The organism is Streptomyces sp. NPDC096176 (assembly GCF_044763255.1).
GTDB lineage: Bacteria > Actinomycetota > Actinomycetes > Streptomycetales > Streptomycetaceae > Streptomyces.
On record NZ_JBIWFV010000016.1, the window covers coordinates 70,328 to 84,820 of the forward strand.

General features: G+C 72.3%; 11 protein-coding genes. 4 read left to right on the forward strand and 7 right to left on the reverse strand.

Annotated elements, in window-relative coordinates:
* Positions 1-30: 30 nt before the first annotated feature.
* Both ACIQ7Q_RS31450 and ACIQ7Q_RS31455 read right to left on the reverse strand, forming a co-directional pair.
* Entirely contained in the window at positions 31-1,032 is a 1,002-nt protein-coding gene (locus ACIQ7Q_RS31450; RefSeq protein ID WP_403869657.1) for a protein phosphatase 2C domain-containing protein, read from the reverse strand.
* Between the two features lie 935 nt (positions 1,033-1,967).
* A complete protein-coding gene (locus ACIQ7Q_RS31455) occupies positions 1,968-5,711 on the reverse strand; it encodes a S8 family serine peptidase (RefSeq protein ID WP_403869659.1) in 3,744 nt (1,247 codons plus the stop codon).
* A gap of 185 nt (positions 5,712-5,896) precedes the next feature.
* Here ACIQ7Q_RS31455 and ACIQ7Q_RS31460 point away from each other — a divergent pair, with 185 nt between their 5' ends.
* Positions 5,897-6,895, forward strand: a complete 999-nt coding sequence (locus ACIQ7Q_RS31460; protein WP_403869662.1) for a helix-turn-helix domain-containing protein — start codon at positions 5,897-5,899, stop codon at positions 6,893-6,895.
* A gap of 17 nt (positions 6,896-6,912) precedes the next feature.
* Entirely contained in the window at positions 6,913-7,395 is a 483-nt protein-coding gene (locus ACIQ7Q_RS31465) for a DUF456 domain-containing protein (RefSeq protein ID WP_403869665.1), read from the forward strand.
* 121 nt (positions 7,396-7,516) lie between these two features.
* On the opposite strand, the gene ACIQ7Q_RS31470 is transcribed toward ACIQ7Q_RS31465, so the two are convergent.
* Entirely contained in the window at positions 7,517-8,203 is a 687-nt protein-coding gene (locus ACIQ7Q_RS31470; RefSeq protein WP_403869667.1) for a permease prefix domain 1-containing protein, read from the reverse strand.
* A complete protein-coding gene (locus ACIQ7Q_RS31475) occupies positions 8,200-8,544 on the reverse strand; it encodes a PadR family transcriptional regulator (RefSeq protein ID WP_403869670.1) in 345 nt (114 codons plus the stop codon). The genes ACIQ7Q_RS31470 and ACIQ7Q_RS31475 overlap by 4 nt, the downstream gene beginning before the upstream one ends.
* Before the next feature lie 78 nt (positions 8,545-8,622).
* Here ACIQ7Q_RS31475 and ACIQ7Q_RS31480 point away from each other — a divergent pair, with 78 nt between their 5' ends.
* Complete coding sequence (locus tag ACIQ7Q_RS31480; RefSeq protein ID WP_403869673.1) at positions 8,623-9,096, forward strand: hypothetical protein; 474 nt, start codon at positions 8,623-8,625, stop codon at positions 9,094-9,096.
* Positions 9,097-9,449: 353 nt separating this feature from the next.
* On the opposite strand, the gene rsgA is transcribed toward ACIQ7Q_RS31480, so the two are convergent.
* The gene (rsgA, locus tag ACIQ7Q_RS31485; RefSeq protein WP_403869676.1) at positions 9,450-10,616 is read right to left on the reverse strand and encodes a ribosome small subunit-dependent GTPase A; all 1,167 of its coding nucleotides are present in this window, start codon (positions 10,614-10,616) and stop codon (positions 9,450-9,452) included.
* Between the two features lie 670 nt (positions 10,617-11,286).
* On the opposite strand from rsgA, the gene ACIQ7Q_RS31490 reads away from it, so the two are divergent.
* Entirely contained in the window at positions 11,287-11,505 is a 219-nt protein-coding gene (locus ACIQ7Q_RS31490) for a hypothetical protein (RefSeq protein ID WP_403869679.1), read from the forward strand.
* An 825-nt stretch (positions 11,506-12,330) separates the two neighbouring features.
* Here the strand turns inward: ACIQ7Q_RS31490 and ACIQ7Q_RS31495 are convergent.
* Together ACIQ7Q_RS31495 and ACIQ7Q_RS31500 are read right to left on the reverse strand one after the other, a co-directional pair.
* Complete coding sequence (locus ACIQ7Q_RS31495) at positions 12,331-12,723, reverse strand: hypothetical protein (RefSeq protein ID WP_403869682.1); 393 nt, start codon at positions 12,721-12,723, stop codon at positions 12,331-12,333.
* 479 nt (positions 12,724-13,202) lie between these two features.
* Entirely contained in the window at positions 13,203-14,426 is a 1,224-nt protein-coding gene (locus tag ACIQ7Q_RS31500) for an MFS transporter (RefSeq protein WP_403869685.1), read from the reverse strand.
* Positions 14,427-14,493: the final 67 nt, after the last annotated feature.

The following is a 14,493-nucleotide window of genomic DNA, read 5'->3' on the forward strand; positions in this document are numbered from 1 at the left end:
CCCATGGCCGGGCCGCGCGCGCCTGTGCGGTTACGCCTCCCAGACGGCCACCGCCGTACGGTCGTCTGCGTACCCCTTCACCCGGAGCTGGGTGTCGGCGAGGAACTCGGCCATCCCCGGGGCCTCCGGCCTGCTCCAACGCTCGGCCAGTTCCTTCGCGAGCGCCGGCTCGCCGAGCACCGGCTCCGCGAAACCGCTGCTGCACAGCAGGAGCGTGTCGCCGGGCCGGGCCACGGAGGCACGGAAGCGGAACGGCTCGGCGGGCGGAAGCGGCGGAGCCTCGATGTACGGCGCCAAAGGCGTGGTGATGCCCAGATCCATGGTGAGCCGGTCGCCGTCCGTACCCGCCTCCGGCACGGGCGAACCGAACCCGACGACGGGCACACCGGTGACGTCGGCGCTGTCAGGGACGACCGGCTCGAGATCCTGCCAGACCCCGTCGCGCAGCCTGAACAGCCCGCCGCCGCCGACGCCGAAGAAGACGCGTGTACGGCACCTCGGATCGGCGGACAGAAGGAGGCAGCGCAGGCCGGCCGTGTACTCCTCCGGTTCGAGCCCGAACTCGGCGGCGCGGGCGCGGAGCCTGCCGAAGCTGCGGTCCGTGAGCCGGTGCAGCCCCGACTTGAGATCGCCGCGGCGGCCGGCCCTTATGTCCTCCGAGAGCCGGGCGTGGCTGCGGCCGACGGCGCCGCCGATCCAACGGCAGGCGTCGCCTGCGGCGAGATGCGCGGTGTCGGCACCGCGGACCCCACCGGCCACGGCGACGAACACGAGCGCGGCGGGGCCGGCGCCGAACCGCGCCGTGAGCAGGGCGTCACGGCGCGGCTCGCCCCGGAACCGGGCGGAATCGCCCCGCACGGAGGCGGCCCGCAACGTGTACGTGCCGTACCGGGCGCCGTCCAGCACGGTGTCGGCGACGAGCTCGTCCAGCGCGTGCGCCTTGGCGGCGGGCAGTGCGGTCGGCTCGGCGTCGTAGGTCGGCGGCCCACCCCCGACCACCCCGGCCCTCGGCCCCTGCGCAGGCACGACCACCCGCCCACCGGATGCACGAGCACCGTCGCCCTGCTGCGCCCCGCCGTCGCCGCCGGACCGTTGCGCGGCGGTCGCGCCCGGCGGCACCGCCTCCGGCCCAGAACCGGACGCATCCCCGCCCCACGCGCCACCCGGTGACGGCGCGTCCGGCGCAGGTCCGGGCGGGCTACCGCCGCCGGGGCGGTCGTTGCCTGCGGGCCGGGGTCCTCCGGGGGAGGCTGCGGAGCCGTCTCGGCCGGAGGTGGCCTCAGTGCGCGGGTCTCGCCCCTCCCTCTTCGCGGGAGACGTCCCGTCGGCCAGGGGTGTGCAGCCCCCGGGGCGGGCCGGGGCCGCGGGCGACGCGGGCGGCGACTCGGCCAGGCCGCCCGGCGAAGGCGGTGACGCGGCCGGGCCGCCCGGCGGGAACCGGGGCTCGGCTCGCCCGCACCGGCCGCGAGAAGCATCGGCCGCCGGCGGCGAAACCGGGGAGCCGCCACCGCCGGCCGCGCCCGCCAGGCGGTCCGGGGCCACGGGCGGGGGCGGCGGTACCGGCCCGGGGCCCTCGGGTTCGGCCGTCGGCCGCGACGGGGCGGGCCCGGAGGGGCGCGCGCCGTCCCCGCCCGCAGGCGGGGACGGCGGCGGGTCCGACCAGCTGTGGGGGCGGGCGGTCACCGTGTCGGATGCCGAGTCGAAGCGGTCGTCGAGCGTGTCGGCGGACGACGTGGCCGGGCGGCCCGTGTCCGGAGCGGAGTCGTCGTACAGCCGGTTCCACCACTCGTCTTCGGTGGTAGGCCTGTTGGGCCTCTCCCCCTGCTCACTCATGCCCTTATTGTCGACCGCGGGCAGGGCCAGAAAACGGGCATTCCGAAAAGACACGTGCCAAAGGTCCGCCGGGCGGCCCAACCCCCCACGGGAAAGACGCCCGGCGGACCGGTCGTGATCGGCGCGTCCGCGCGTCAGCGCACCCCGTACGCGTCGACCACGAGCTGGGTGACGGAATTGCCGTTGGCGTCCGTCAGTTCGGTTTTCAGGGTGACGCTGCTGCCGGCCGCGTCCGCGTGATGGACGGTCGCGGTCCACGCATCGTCGCCCCGCCGCTCCGTGACCGCCTCGGTCCATGTCTCGCCGCCGTCGTACGAGTACGAGACCTTCGCCGCGGTCAGCGCTCCGGGCTTGTAGCCCGCGTGCCCCGTCACGCTCAGGGCGATCCGCAGGCCGTCGCGCGGGGCGACGGTCTTGAGACCGTCCTCGGGAAGACCGTAACCCGGGAAGAGGAGCGGGATGCCCTGGGAGTAGGCGGCCTCGTCGAGGTGGGAGCGGAACTTCCAGGTCGTCTGCACCTGGGTGGAGCGCTTCCAGACCGCCGCGGGTGACCCGATCTTTCTGGTGGTCATGGACAGTTCGTACGCCGCTTCGCCGGCCGGGACCTCGAAGACGCCGAACGGGTTGGCGCTCTGCCCGATCTCCTCGCCGTCACGGACGAGCCGCATGTTCCCGATGTCGCCGAACGAGCCGGCGGCGCCCACGTGTTCGCTGTCCCCCCAGAAGGCGGGGGCGGCGCCGATCAGGTTGCCCTGGCGTTCCGCGGCGAGCGCCGGCCTGCCCGTCGCGTCGCGGGGCGCCGCCGGGGCGAGGACCCCGCCGTACCAGGTCTCCTCCCGCTGCTCGCCCGCGCGGTAGCCGCGCGGCCCGTCGAGGAGGTACTCGCCCCACGGGAAGCTGGAGGAGACGTACCGCTCCCACCGGGTGTCGCCGGGTGTGTAGTACTCGGTGCGCAAGCCCGGCGCGGGGACCAGGTCGAAGCCGGAGACCGACGCCTGGATGCCGTTCGGGCGGTGGGCGATGACGCCGTCCGAGTAGTCGGCGGTGACGCCCATCGCGCGGTACGTGGACTCGCTCCTGGCGAGCTTGTTGTCCCGGGCCCGGTAGGTGCGGTCGGAGGTCACCGGGCCGGACTCGGGGAAGGCGAGGTTGTAGACGTACGGGCTCTTGGCCGTGGCCCTCCAGCGCAGGGTGAGGGGGCCGTCGGCGAGCCGCTTCAGCAGCAGCACGGCCTCCGCGGCCTCGATGCCGAGGACCGGGTGCGGGGCGGCGCCGAAGCCGGTGGACGGCAGCCATGCGCCGGGCGCGGAGCGGTGCACGACGACGGCGAGGGCGCCGGCGGCCTTGGCGTTGCGGGCCACCGTCGTGGCGTTCGGGATGCCGTCGGGCAGTCGTACGAGCGCGAATCGGCCCTTCACGCCCGCCGCTTCGAGCTCCGCCGGGGTGCCGCTGCCGGCGTCGACCAGGCCGGCCTCACCGGTGCCGTCGAGGTTGACGGAGCCGGTGCTCGCGGCGACGGGGTGCAGTTGAGGGCCGCCGTCGACGGTGAGCTGCTCGATCAGCGGGGCGTAGGCGCGCCAGTAGCTGGTGAACTCGAAGTCGCCTTCCTGAGGCCGTCCTTGGACATCCGCGTAGTAGCCGGTGACGGTGCGCGAGCCGGAGACCGTGCCTGCGTGCACCCAGGTGTCGTCCCAGCTGCGGGCGAAGCCGAGGGTGGTGGTGCGGGTTTCGGACTTCCGGTCGGTCCTGATGTCCAGCCGGTGCGCGTCGCGTGCGTCGAGCACCACGGCCGTGTCCTGCTTCAACTCGACCTGGGGCCTGCCCAGATAGGTCACGGTGCCGTCGGGTGACATGACGAAGGAGGAGAGGAGGTACGAGCCGGGCCGGAGCCGGTAGAGCTGGTCGGCCGCGCCGGCGTTGGCGCGGCGCTCGCCGGTCGCGTCGTCGGTGCCGATGACGTCGATCGAGGACGATCCGGCGGCGGGCTCTCCGGCACGGTCGACGAGCTTGACGTGCAGCGTGACCGTCTCGGGCTCCACGTACAGCGAGAACGGCGTGGAAACGGTGACGCCGCGCCCGGTCGCGATGACGCGGCCGGTGATGTCGCCGTACTGGGCGCGTTCGAGACGGGTGGACGGGTCCAGGGTCAGCGGGACCTTGACGGTCGCACCGGCGGGCACCGTCACCGAGCGCGCGCCGAGCCGGGCGAGGCCGGCGCGAACGGCGGAGCCGTCGTTGCCGGTGACGTTCCGCACGGCCAGGTCGAGCCGGACGGGCGCGTCGCCGCTGTTGGTGTACGGGATTTCGACAGTGGTGCGGTCGCTGTTGTCCTGCGGCCAGTTGAAGGCGCCGCCCTGGACGGCGGGGGCGCCGGTCACGGTGGTGTCGACTGCGGCCTTCACGTCGAGCCGGCCACCGCCCGTCTCCCGTACGTCGCCGGGTACGGACGCCTTCGCCGAGGACACCAGCGCGGCCTTGATCTGCTGCGCGGTCCAGTCGGGCCTGCGCTGCTTGACGACGGCGGCGGCTCCCGCGACATGGGGGGCGGCCATCGAGGTGCCTGACATCGACCGGTACGCGTACACGCCCCGGCCGCCTGCGGCGGCCGCCGAGATGCCGACGCCGGGCGCGGCGATCTCGGGCTTGAGGGTGTGCGTGACGATCGCGGGGCCGCGGCTGGAGAACTGGGCGGTGCTGTCGTCGCGGTCGACCGCGCCGACGGTGAGGACGCTCGGCGCGCAGCCGGGCGAGGAGACGGTGTTCAGCGCCGGGCCGGTGTTCCCGGCGGCGACGACGAACAACGTGTCCTTGCTCTGACCCAGTTCCTCCGCGGCGGTGCTCATCGGGTCGGTGCAGTCGGTCGGCTCGACGCTGCCGAGGCTCATGGAGACGACATCGGCCTTCCGGTCGACGGCCCACTGCATGCCGGCGATGATCCATGAGGCGGCGCCGGAGCCGGAGTCGTTCAGCACCTTGCCGCTGAGCAGTTGGGCGCCGGGCGCGACGCCCTTGTTCGTGCCGTCGCTCGCTGCGCCGGAGCCGCCGACGGTGGAGATGGTGTGGGTACCGTGGCCCTGACGGTCGTCGGGTGTGTCGGAGTCGGTGAAGTTCTCCGCGGCGGCGACACGTCCCTCGAGGTCGGGGTGTTCGGCGTCGACACCGGTGTCGAGGACGGCGACCTTGGTGCCCTTGCCGTCGTATCCGGCGGCCCACGCCAGGTCGGCACCGACCTGCCGGGTGGAACGGTCCAAGGTGGCCTCGACCTTGCGGTCCAGCCACAGCTTCTTCAAGTCCGCGGCGGACCGCGAACGGGTGTCGGTGACATCGGCCCAGAAGTCGGCCGCGTGCTTCTTGTCGGCCTTGAGCGCGACGCCGTCGACGGCGTCCAGGACGAGGGAGCGCTCGGCACCGCGCGGTGCGGCGGGGACGGAGCGGGCGACATCGTTGCGGTATGTGGCGATCAGGGGCAGGGCGGTGGTGTGCGCGTCGTCGTAGCCCTGGCGGACCAGGCCGGTGACGTTGAAGAGCTGCTCGTCGACCGTTCCGGCGGCGAGCGCGGCGGTGGCGTCCTCGGGGTAGACGTACAGGTCCTCCCCCGCTCGGCGCGTCTGCACGGTCGCGCTCGTTCCGTCGGGGCGCGGCAGCACTGTGGCCGACGGGGCGCCGGAGGCGTCCTTGCCGACGAGTACACGGTCCCCCGTGACCAGGGTGACCGTGGTCGGCCGCTCCCCCTGTCGGGCAGCGGCCTCGCTGCCGACCAGCGGTCTCTTGCCGGCCGCCTCGTCCTGCGGCCCGGCGGCCGCCGACGGCGCGATTGCCGTGACGGCCAGGACGGCGGCTGTTGCCGCTCCCAGTGCCGTACGCGATATCGGGCGCATCGCTCTCCCCTCCGATTCCGACCGCAAGAGGGCACAAAGGCCCCGTCGCCGAAGGCTGTTGGTGCTGCGGTGGCACCACGTTGACAGAGATGCGGCCGGTGCAGGGATGATGTCCTGCGGCGGGTTTACGCCGTGGCCGGTTTCCGCCACAGCGGCCGATAGGCGCACGTCCGGGGAGGGGTTCGGTGCTGGGAGCTATAGGGCTCGACGAGAGACAGGAGTCGACCTACCGCGCGCTGGTCGCGCTCGGGGCCGCGGAGATCACCGATCTCGCGCGCCGGCTCACGTTGCCGGAGCCGGAGACGGAACGCGCCCTGCGGCGCCTCGAGCAGCACGGGTTGGCCGCCCAGTCCTCCGCACGCACCGGCCGCTGGGTCGCCGCACCGCCCGGCGTCGCGCTCGGTGCGCTCCTGACGCAGCAGCGCCACGAGCTGGAACAGGCGGAACTCGCGGCGGCGCTGCTCGCCGAGGAGTACCGCGCAGAGTCCGAGGAGCCGGCGGTCCACGACCTGGTCGAGGTGGTCACGGGGGCGAGCGCCGTCGTGCACCGCTTCGTCCAGCTGCAGCTCGGCGCGACGGAGGAGGTCTGTGCGCTGGTCACCGGCAAGCCCGTCGCCGTCACCGGTACGGACAACGAGGCCGAGGAGACCGCGGCGGCTCGCGGTGTGGCGTACCGGGTCGTCGTGGAGCGCGAGGTGCTGACCATGCCCGGCGGGTTCGTGGAACTGTCGGCGGCGCTGAGCCGCGACGAGCAGGTCCGCGTGGTCGACCGGGTGCCGACGAAGCTCGTCATCGCCGACCGGGCCCTCGCGATGGTCCCCCTCACCGGCCGCGGCGCCGAGCCCGCGGCGCTCGTCGTCCACGCCAGCGGGCTGCTGGAGTCCCTGATGGGCCTCTTCGAGGCGGTCTGGCGGGATGCCGTGCCGCTGCGGCTCGGGGTCCTCGGCGACACCGTCGCCGAGGATGCGGTCGGCCCCGACACCACGGACCTGGAGATCCTGTCGCTGCTGCTCTCCGGCATGACCGACGCGAGCGTCGCCAAACAGCTGGACCTGGGCCTGCGGACCGTCCAGCGCCGGGTCAAGGGACTCATGGAGCTCACCGGCGTGACCACGCGCCTGCAACTGGGGTGGCACGCGTACGCGAAGGGCTGGGTGGCTCGCGACCTGCACGAACAGCACTGATCCTGCACTCTGGGCATGTGAGCGTGTGGCAGCTGCTGATGGTCGGCGGGGTGATGCTGCTGGGCCTCCTTGGGGTCGTCGCCCCGGGTGTCCCGGGGCCGTGGCTGGTATGGGCGGCGATGCTCTGGTGGTCACTGCACGAGCAGACGGGGGCGGCCTGGGTGCTGCTCGTCGGCTCCACGGCGGTCCTGGTCGTCAACCAGGTGATCGTCTGGCTGCTGCCCGCCCGCCGTCTGCGCGACGTGGGCGTCGGCCGCAGGACGGCGGCGTACGCGGGCGCCGGCGCCCTCCTCGGCTTCTTCCTCGTCCCCGTCGTGGGCGCGGTCCCCGGCTTCATCGGCGGAATCTACGGCACCGAACGCAGGCGCCTGGGCGGCCACGGCCAGGCGAAGGCCGCGACACGCGCGGTCATGCGCGGGGGAGGCACGAGCCTGCTCGTGGAGCTCTTCGGGTGCCTGCTCGTGGTGGGCGCATGGATCTACGCGGTGACCGCGGCCTAGGAGTTCGCCCCCAGCTTCGGCACCGCCGGCGTTCGAGGCGCGGGGGTTCGGGGCGGAGCCCCGACGAGACCGCAAGTGCAAGCCGGTCGCTGACGGGCCCTCACGACCGCGCCCGCACACGTCATCGCGTGACCGGCAGCCGCGCGCATCGCCGGCACGCCCGGGCCGACGCGGCCACCCCCGCGTGCGACGCGGCCGCGAGCGTGCCGGCGAACGCGAGCAGTGGCCAGTGCGTGGCCAGCACGGCGGCGGTGGCGAGCGCGAGCGTCGCGAGCGCCATGGCCACGCTGGCGGTGGTGCCGGTCCAGGCGACCGCGAGAGGCAGCCGCCGCGGCGTGTCCACCCGGCGGGCGAGTTTGCCGGTGACGGCCAGTGTCACGGCGGCGAGCACCGCGGCGACGGTCGCGACACCGGCCAGATGAACGGCCAGGAGCTGAGCGGTCCGGGGCAGCAGCCAGGTCTGACCGTGGTTCACGGTCCAGGACAGGTACCAGCAGGTGATCAGGAACGGGGCGGTGAGGGCGACGGCCCGCGCCGTGTGCCGGGCCTGGGCGATGGTCAGTTCCCGCTGGCAGCTCGGCACGAGTTGGTCGACGGTGCCGAACTCCCGTACCGCCTGCTGGGCGGCGCTGCGGTAGGGCACCCCTCCGTGGCTGTGCGCCTCCACCGTGTCCGTAAGTCCGTCGCGAATCTCCTGGATCATCCTGGCCTTGGCCCGGGCCGGGCCGTGCAGCGCAGCAGTCAGTTCGCGGACATGCTCCTCGACAGGGTCCTCGAGCGGGTCGGCCTGCCGACCGGCGGCCTTCACGTGGCGAGTCCGGACGGCGGCGCGGCGGGGTTCAGGACCGAGCCGATGGCCGTGGTGAACTCGGTCCACGCCGTCCGTTCCCCGGCCAGGGTGTTCCGGCCCGTGTCGGTGAGCTCGTAGCACCGCCTGCGCCGTTCGCCCTCCGACTGCCAGCTGCTGCTCAGCAGCCCGAGCCGCTCGAGCCGGTTCAACGCCGGGTAGATCGTGCCTGTGCGCAGCTCGAGCACGCCGCCGCTGCGCCGCTGGACCGCGGCGATGATCGCGTAACCGTGCAGCGGGCCCTGCTCGAGCACGGCCAGCAGGAGTCCGTCCAGGTGCCCTCGCACCGCATCCGCCCTCATGAGTAGGCAGCCTACACAAAAGCAGCGTTGGCAGGTATGTATTGGCAGCCAACGTAATCACAAGGGGAGGCCTCCGCAGTGACCAAGCTTCTGCTGTCCATCCATGTCCTCGCGGCGATCGTGGCGGTCGGATCGATCACCGTGGCCGCCTCGATGTTCCCGCGCTTTGCGCTGCAGGCATCCGGCGGCGAGGATCCGGGCGGGCGGGCCGCCGGGATCGCCGCGCTCCTGCACCGGATCTGCCGCGGCTACGCCATCGCCGGCCTCGCCGTGCCGGTCTTCGGTATCGCCACCGGCGCCCAGCTCGGCGTCCTCACCGACGCCTGGCTGATCGCGTCGCTCCTGTTGACCGTGATCGCCGCGGCCGTGCTGGCGCTGGCCATCCTGCCCGCCCAACAGCGCCTGCTCACATCCGCTCAGGAATCACCGGCCGAGGACGCTGCGCGCCCGATCGCAGCCCGGCTGACCATGCTCACCGGCATCTTCAACGTCCTGTGGGCCGTCGTGGTCGTCCTGATGATCGTCCGCCCCGGCTCCACGACGGGCGCGTGAGCGCCGTGCGCACCTTGCGGTTCGCGGCTGCCGTCGAGGCCGCCTCCCTGGTGGTGCTGCTCGGCAACCTGTTCACCACCCACACGCCGGCGGTCTCGTCCCTTGTCGGCCCGCTGCACGGCACCGCCTACCTCGTCGTCATCGCGGCCACCGCGGCGGCCCCCTCGGCCGCCGCCTCGGGCGCCCGATGGCATGCCCTCGTTCCGGGAATCGGCGGGATACTCGCCCTGCGCCGGATCCGAAGCCGAACCCGAGCGGGGCGTAGGCGCCCGGCCGCCCGGGCCGACCGTCGTCGCGCCCATGGACGGCCAGGCGGCTCACCCATGGGCGCGAGCATCCCCGGTGACGGTGCCTCAGCGCAGGCGGCCGCGCTTGGCAGCCATCGCCGCACGGCCCTCCGCGCCCTTCATCTTCCAGTCACGCCGGATCTCCGCCCGCAGCCTCGCGTCCGTCTTCGCGACGATCCGCTGGTTCTCCCGCATCAGCTTGCGGTAGCTCTCCAGCCGGCGTTCCGGCAGCGCGCCGTCCTCGATCGCGGCGAGCACCGCGCATCCCGGCTCGGCCTCGTGCGCGCAGTCGTGGAACCGGCACTGTTCCGCGAGGTCGTCGATCTCCGAGAACACCTGGTTCACACCGGTCGCCGCATCCCACAGCCCCACTCCCCGCAGACCGGGAGTGTCGATGAGGACTCCCCCTGCGGGAAGGACGAACAGATTGCGGGTCGTGGTCGTATGCCGGCCCTTGCCGTCGATGTCACGGGTGGCCTGGACCTCCATGGCGTCCTCGCCGAGCAGGGCGTTGGCGAGGGTGGACTTGCCTGCGCCGGAGGTGCCGAGCAGGACGCTGGTGCCGTCGGCGACGATCGTCTTGAGCACCTCGACGCCTTCCCCCGAGGTGGAACTGACGGGCAGGACCTGGACGCCGGGGGCAGTGGTCTCGACGTCCTGCACGAGGTAGGACAGACCGGTGACGTCGGGGACGAGGTCGGCCTTGGTGAGGACGACAAGCGGTTGCGCACCGCTCTCCCAGGAGTCCGCCGACGTACGCAGCAGTGCCTCACCGCTCGAACTGGACATCGCGAGCGCGAGGAACCGTTCGATCCGCCCGAGGTCGAGCTCGACCGCGAGCGACACACGGATGATGATGTGATCGATGTTACTGGCCAGCACCTGCCCCTCGGAACGCTTGGACGACGTCGACCGCACGAACGCGGTCCGGCGCGGCAGGATCGTCCGCGCGTACCGCGGATCACCGCCCTCTGGGTCGACGGCGACCCAGTCCCCCGTGCACACGACCTTCATCGGGTCGTGAGGAACGACGAACGCGGTATCGCCACGGACGACACCATCAGGCGTGGCCACATCACACTGGCCACGATCGACCCGGACGACCCGGCCTGGGACCAGGCCCTGGGCGGCGTACGAGGCGAACTCGGCCTCCCAGCCCTCGTCCCAGCCGTAGACGGCGAGCGGGTGCTGGACAGCGGAGAGGGAAGACGGGGGGAGCGGAGCGTTGAACAAGGGGAACCCTTCGAAGGGTGGCCCCGGCGGCGCGCTCCGAGCGCGCGGAAGTGGAGTGGGTGTCAGCCGGAGACCACAGGGGTGGGAACGATGAACTCCTGAATGCGGGCAGAGCCCGTCACCGTGACAGTCATCAATGTCCTCACCTCCTGCTTCTTGCTCGACGAACCAACACCGTTCCTTCGGCAACGACACAGCCGCGCCTGGGAACGAGCAGAACCATAGCCCCACCCCAGGACACGGCACCACCAATTAAGATTCTGGGCCCCACCTGCACGACGCCGACAACCACCGACTGGCGTCTCGCCGCAAGCCGTACAGCGTCCTGGGCGAGGACCCGGGTCCTGCCGACCTCAACGACCGGCCGCCTGTAGCTCACGGCGATCCCGGAGCGCGTAGTGAACTCCACCAGTTCGTACCGCAGCACTTCCACGAGGTCGGTTACGAGGGAGAACACACCCAGCCCCGGAAGGTCCGCTAGCCGAAGACCAATTCGAACCTCTGCCGTCGGGCCCCGACCTGCCTGGGCTGCCGCCTTGCGGTGAGCCAAGCTCGCCGGACAGCCACACAGCGATCCACGTGCAGCCGGCTCCAAGACGGGCCCAATATCCAAGGTGTCCTCCCTCAGAGAGAAAGCCCCAAGGCCGGAAGGTTGGCGAAATCGCAGGTCATGCAGGGTGCTGCTGGTGTCAGGGCGTCCGTCGTCGAGGCGCTCGTTGTAGCGGGAGGCATCGCCGAGGACGGCCAGGCGCCCTTCGGCAACGGCGGCGACGAGTGCCCTTCCGACACCGTGGTCCGCGCCGTGCACCGCACCCTGCACTGGGCCAAGGTCGTCGAGGTCAAGGACGAGGAGGTGGTGATGCCGGGCGCGCTCTTCGCTGAGGCGTAACCCGCCCGCGGCTACTTCTACTGGCTGGTCAAGGGCTGCGGTGAACTCTTCAGCATCGCCCCGGACGTGGCCCTCGCGGAGCGCAGAACCGACGACTTCTATCATCGCGACATGCGGTCCGTGGCCGTCGGCTCGCGATTGATCGGGGATGAGGAGGTGGAGCCGCTGTTCGATCGCATCCTGGCCGACCCGCCTGTCGGTAAGGTTGCCGACCTCGGCTGCGGCTCCGGGCAGCGGCTCATCAGGATCCTCGGCAACCACCCTGGCGCGCGCGGAGTCGGCGTCGATATCTCTCCCACAGCGTTGCAGCTGGCCGTCGAGTCCGTCGAGTCGCCGGCCTGGCCGACCGCATCACCCTGCTCCAGGACGACGTCCTCGACCTCGAACCGCACCCCGAGTTCGCCAACGTGGAGACGGTCACCTGCGTTTTCATGGGGCACGACATCTGGCCGTACGACAGCTGCGTACAGACGCTGCGCAGGCTGCGCACCGCTTTTCCGGCGGCCCGCCGCCTGTTCATCTGCGACGTCGTACGAACCAGCGAACTGCCCAGCCCATACACCACCATCTTCACCCTCGGCTTCAAGGCCGTACATGCGCTGATGGGCGACTACCTCCCCACCCTCGACCAGTGGCATGAGGCATTTCGGGAATCCGGTTGGGACTGCCTGAACGTCCAGCCGACCACGGTTCCGCCCAACGGCTACCTGTTCGAGCTGTCTCCCCGTCGCAGACTGACCCGCAGCGGCGGCGGGGGCAGGGACATCGGTGTGCTCCAGATGACAGCGGAACACACCGGTCTCCCGTCGCACGAAACCGGCCTTTTCATACAGACGGTGCGCGGACACGCGGCTCGGCCGGGACGTCAGATCGACCTGGCGGGCTCCGTGGGACCTCGCCAGCTCCAGGCCTCCGTACGAACGCCCAGCCAATGCCCGCGCCGCGCGCCGCCTCGTCGACCACGACGTCCTCGAAAAGGGCGGTGATCCCGGTCGGCAGGGCGAGAACGACTAGGGTGAGCAGCAGCCCGACTACGCGCTGGCCGGCACGCGCCGCGAGCACGAGGTTCGCCGGGTAGGTGACGACGCTCCGGACGAACTCCGCTGTCAATTCGGGTGGTTGTTCGTCTAGTTGAGGCAGCAACCGGTGGAACGCTTCGACCACGGCCTCGTCGGCATCCGAAAGGATGTCGATGACGGTCTGGGCGTAGAGGCGCATCGGCGTGCTGCTGTTCCGGCGGCGTCGACGGACGGGACCGGTCCGGTCCCCGGCGGCGAGGCACGACGGCCATGACAGCCAGTCATGGCCCGTACGCCCGACCGTACGTGCTCACCTGCCCTCCCACCCGTCTCCGCATACCCGTGTCGGCCCGGGCGCCGCCCGCGTGCGCCCCATCAGCGACAACTACAGCCCCTGACGGCGTCCCGCCCCGCTGGGGGAGGACCGTCTCGGTCGCACGCCGGACGCCACCGCCGTCCCCGTGATCCGCTGCGGCCATCCCCCTGCGCCCCCGTTCCTGGCGGCCAGGTCCGTCGCCCGGCTCCCGCGGATCCCAGTCGCACCCGACGACGGCCTGCGAGGCGGAAACGGGCATGGGCCGAGCGGGCGGATCGTGGGTGCGTACGGCGTCCACGACGGCCCGGCACCCCCTCGGCGGTGGCGGACCGGTGCCGGACACCGATCCGCCGGCCGCACGTTCACGAGTCGCTGCGGCCCGCCGGTACGGTGGCAGGCGCCCCGGCCAGGTCCGGCTCCGCACCGAACCCGGCGGCGGGGAGCCCCCGCGGCATCCGGCTCGCCGCGACGGCGATGAACAGCGCGACCCCGATGGCCGTGGCGATCCCCGTACGCAGCGAGCTCGCCTCCGCGACGAAGCCGATCAGCACCGGACCGACGAGCAGGCCCGCGTACCCGATCGCCGACACCTGGGCGATGGCGGCGTCGGAGCGGCCCGGGACGACCGCCCCGGCCAGCGACATGCACAGCGGCACCACGATGCAGACGGCCAGTCCCGTCAGCCCGAACCCGGCGATCGCCCAGGCCGCGGAAGGCGCCACGACCACCAGCAGCACGCCGAGAGCCGTCGCGGTGCCGGCCGCCGCCAGGAGCAGGCGGCTGCCGAAGCGCAGGCGCAGCCGGTCGCCGAAGAGCCGCCCGGTGAAGGTGGCCACCTCGTACAGGGGGTAGGCGAGGGCGGCGACCGCCTCCGTCGTGCGTAGCTCGCGGGTCAGGAGCAGTCCGCTCCAGTCCGCCACCAGCCCTTCGAGGAGGAGAGCCATGAAGGCGACGGCGCCGATCAGGTAGACGATACCGGGCAGGTTGCTGCGCTGTTCGGTCTCCTCCTCCTCGGCCGGCTCGTCGAGGTATGTCCAGCCCAACGCGAAGGCCGGCGCCAGCGCGACGGCCGCGACGCCCAGCACCGAAGCCGTGTACGGGACGTCCAGCGCGGCCAGCAGCACGGCCAGCAGGCCGCCGGCCACCGCGCCGGCGCTCCACCCGGCGTGGAACCCGTTCATCATCGGCCGTCCGGCCCGCCGTTCGACCAGGCTGCCCTGCGCGTTCATCATCGCCTCGGCCACACCGGACGTCACGCCGAAGCCCGCGGCGGCGGCGAGCAGCAGCGGGAACGAGGGGCTGAGGGCGATCAGGCCCACGGACACGGTCACCAGCGGGGTGCCGATCCGCAGCAGCAGCCGGTTCCCCACCGCCGCGACGATCCAGCGCATGCACTGCATGGTGAGCGTCGCCGCGACGCCCCAGGACAGGATCACCAGCCCCACATCGCCCGTGTCCAGGCCCAGCTTGGCGGCCAGTCCCGGGAGTCTGGCGGCCAAGATGCCGTTCACCACACCGACGAGGGCGAAGGTGCCGAGGACACCTCTGTGGGCGCGCCGCAGGGCGCGTGCCGGGGGAGTCTGCATGCTCCGTCTTCCTGTGTGCTCGTACGGGCAACTGCCAAGCACGTCAAGGCTGCACGGCAGGATTTCT

Bases quoted from the DNA above. Each gene is read 5' to 3' on its own strand.
- ACIQ7Q_RS31455 (WP_403869659.1), bottom strand. From the start codon at position 5,711: ATGCGCCCGATATCGCGTACGGCACTGGGAGCGGCAACAGCCGCCGTC.
- ACIQ7Q_RS31475 (WP_403869670.1), bottom strand. From the start codon at position 8,544: ATGAGGGCGGATGCGGTGCGAGGGCACCTGGACGGACTCCTGCTGGCC.
- ACIQ7Q_RS31490 (WP_403869679.1), top strand. From the start codon at position 11,287: ATGCAGGGTGCTGCTGGTGTCAGGGCGTCCGTCGTCGAGGCGCTCGTT.
- ACIQ7Q_RS31495 (WP_403869682.1), bottom strand. From the start codon at position 12,723: ATGCGCCTCTACGCCCAGACCGTCATCGACATCCTTTCGGATGCCGAC.
- ACIQ7Q_RS31500 (WP_403869685.1), bottom strand. From the start codon at position 14,426: ATGCAGACTCCCCCGGCACGCGCCCTGCGGCGCGCCCACAGAGGTGTC.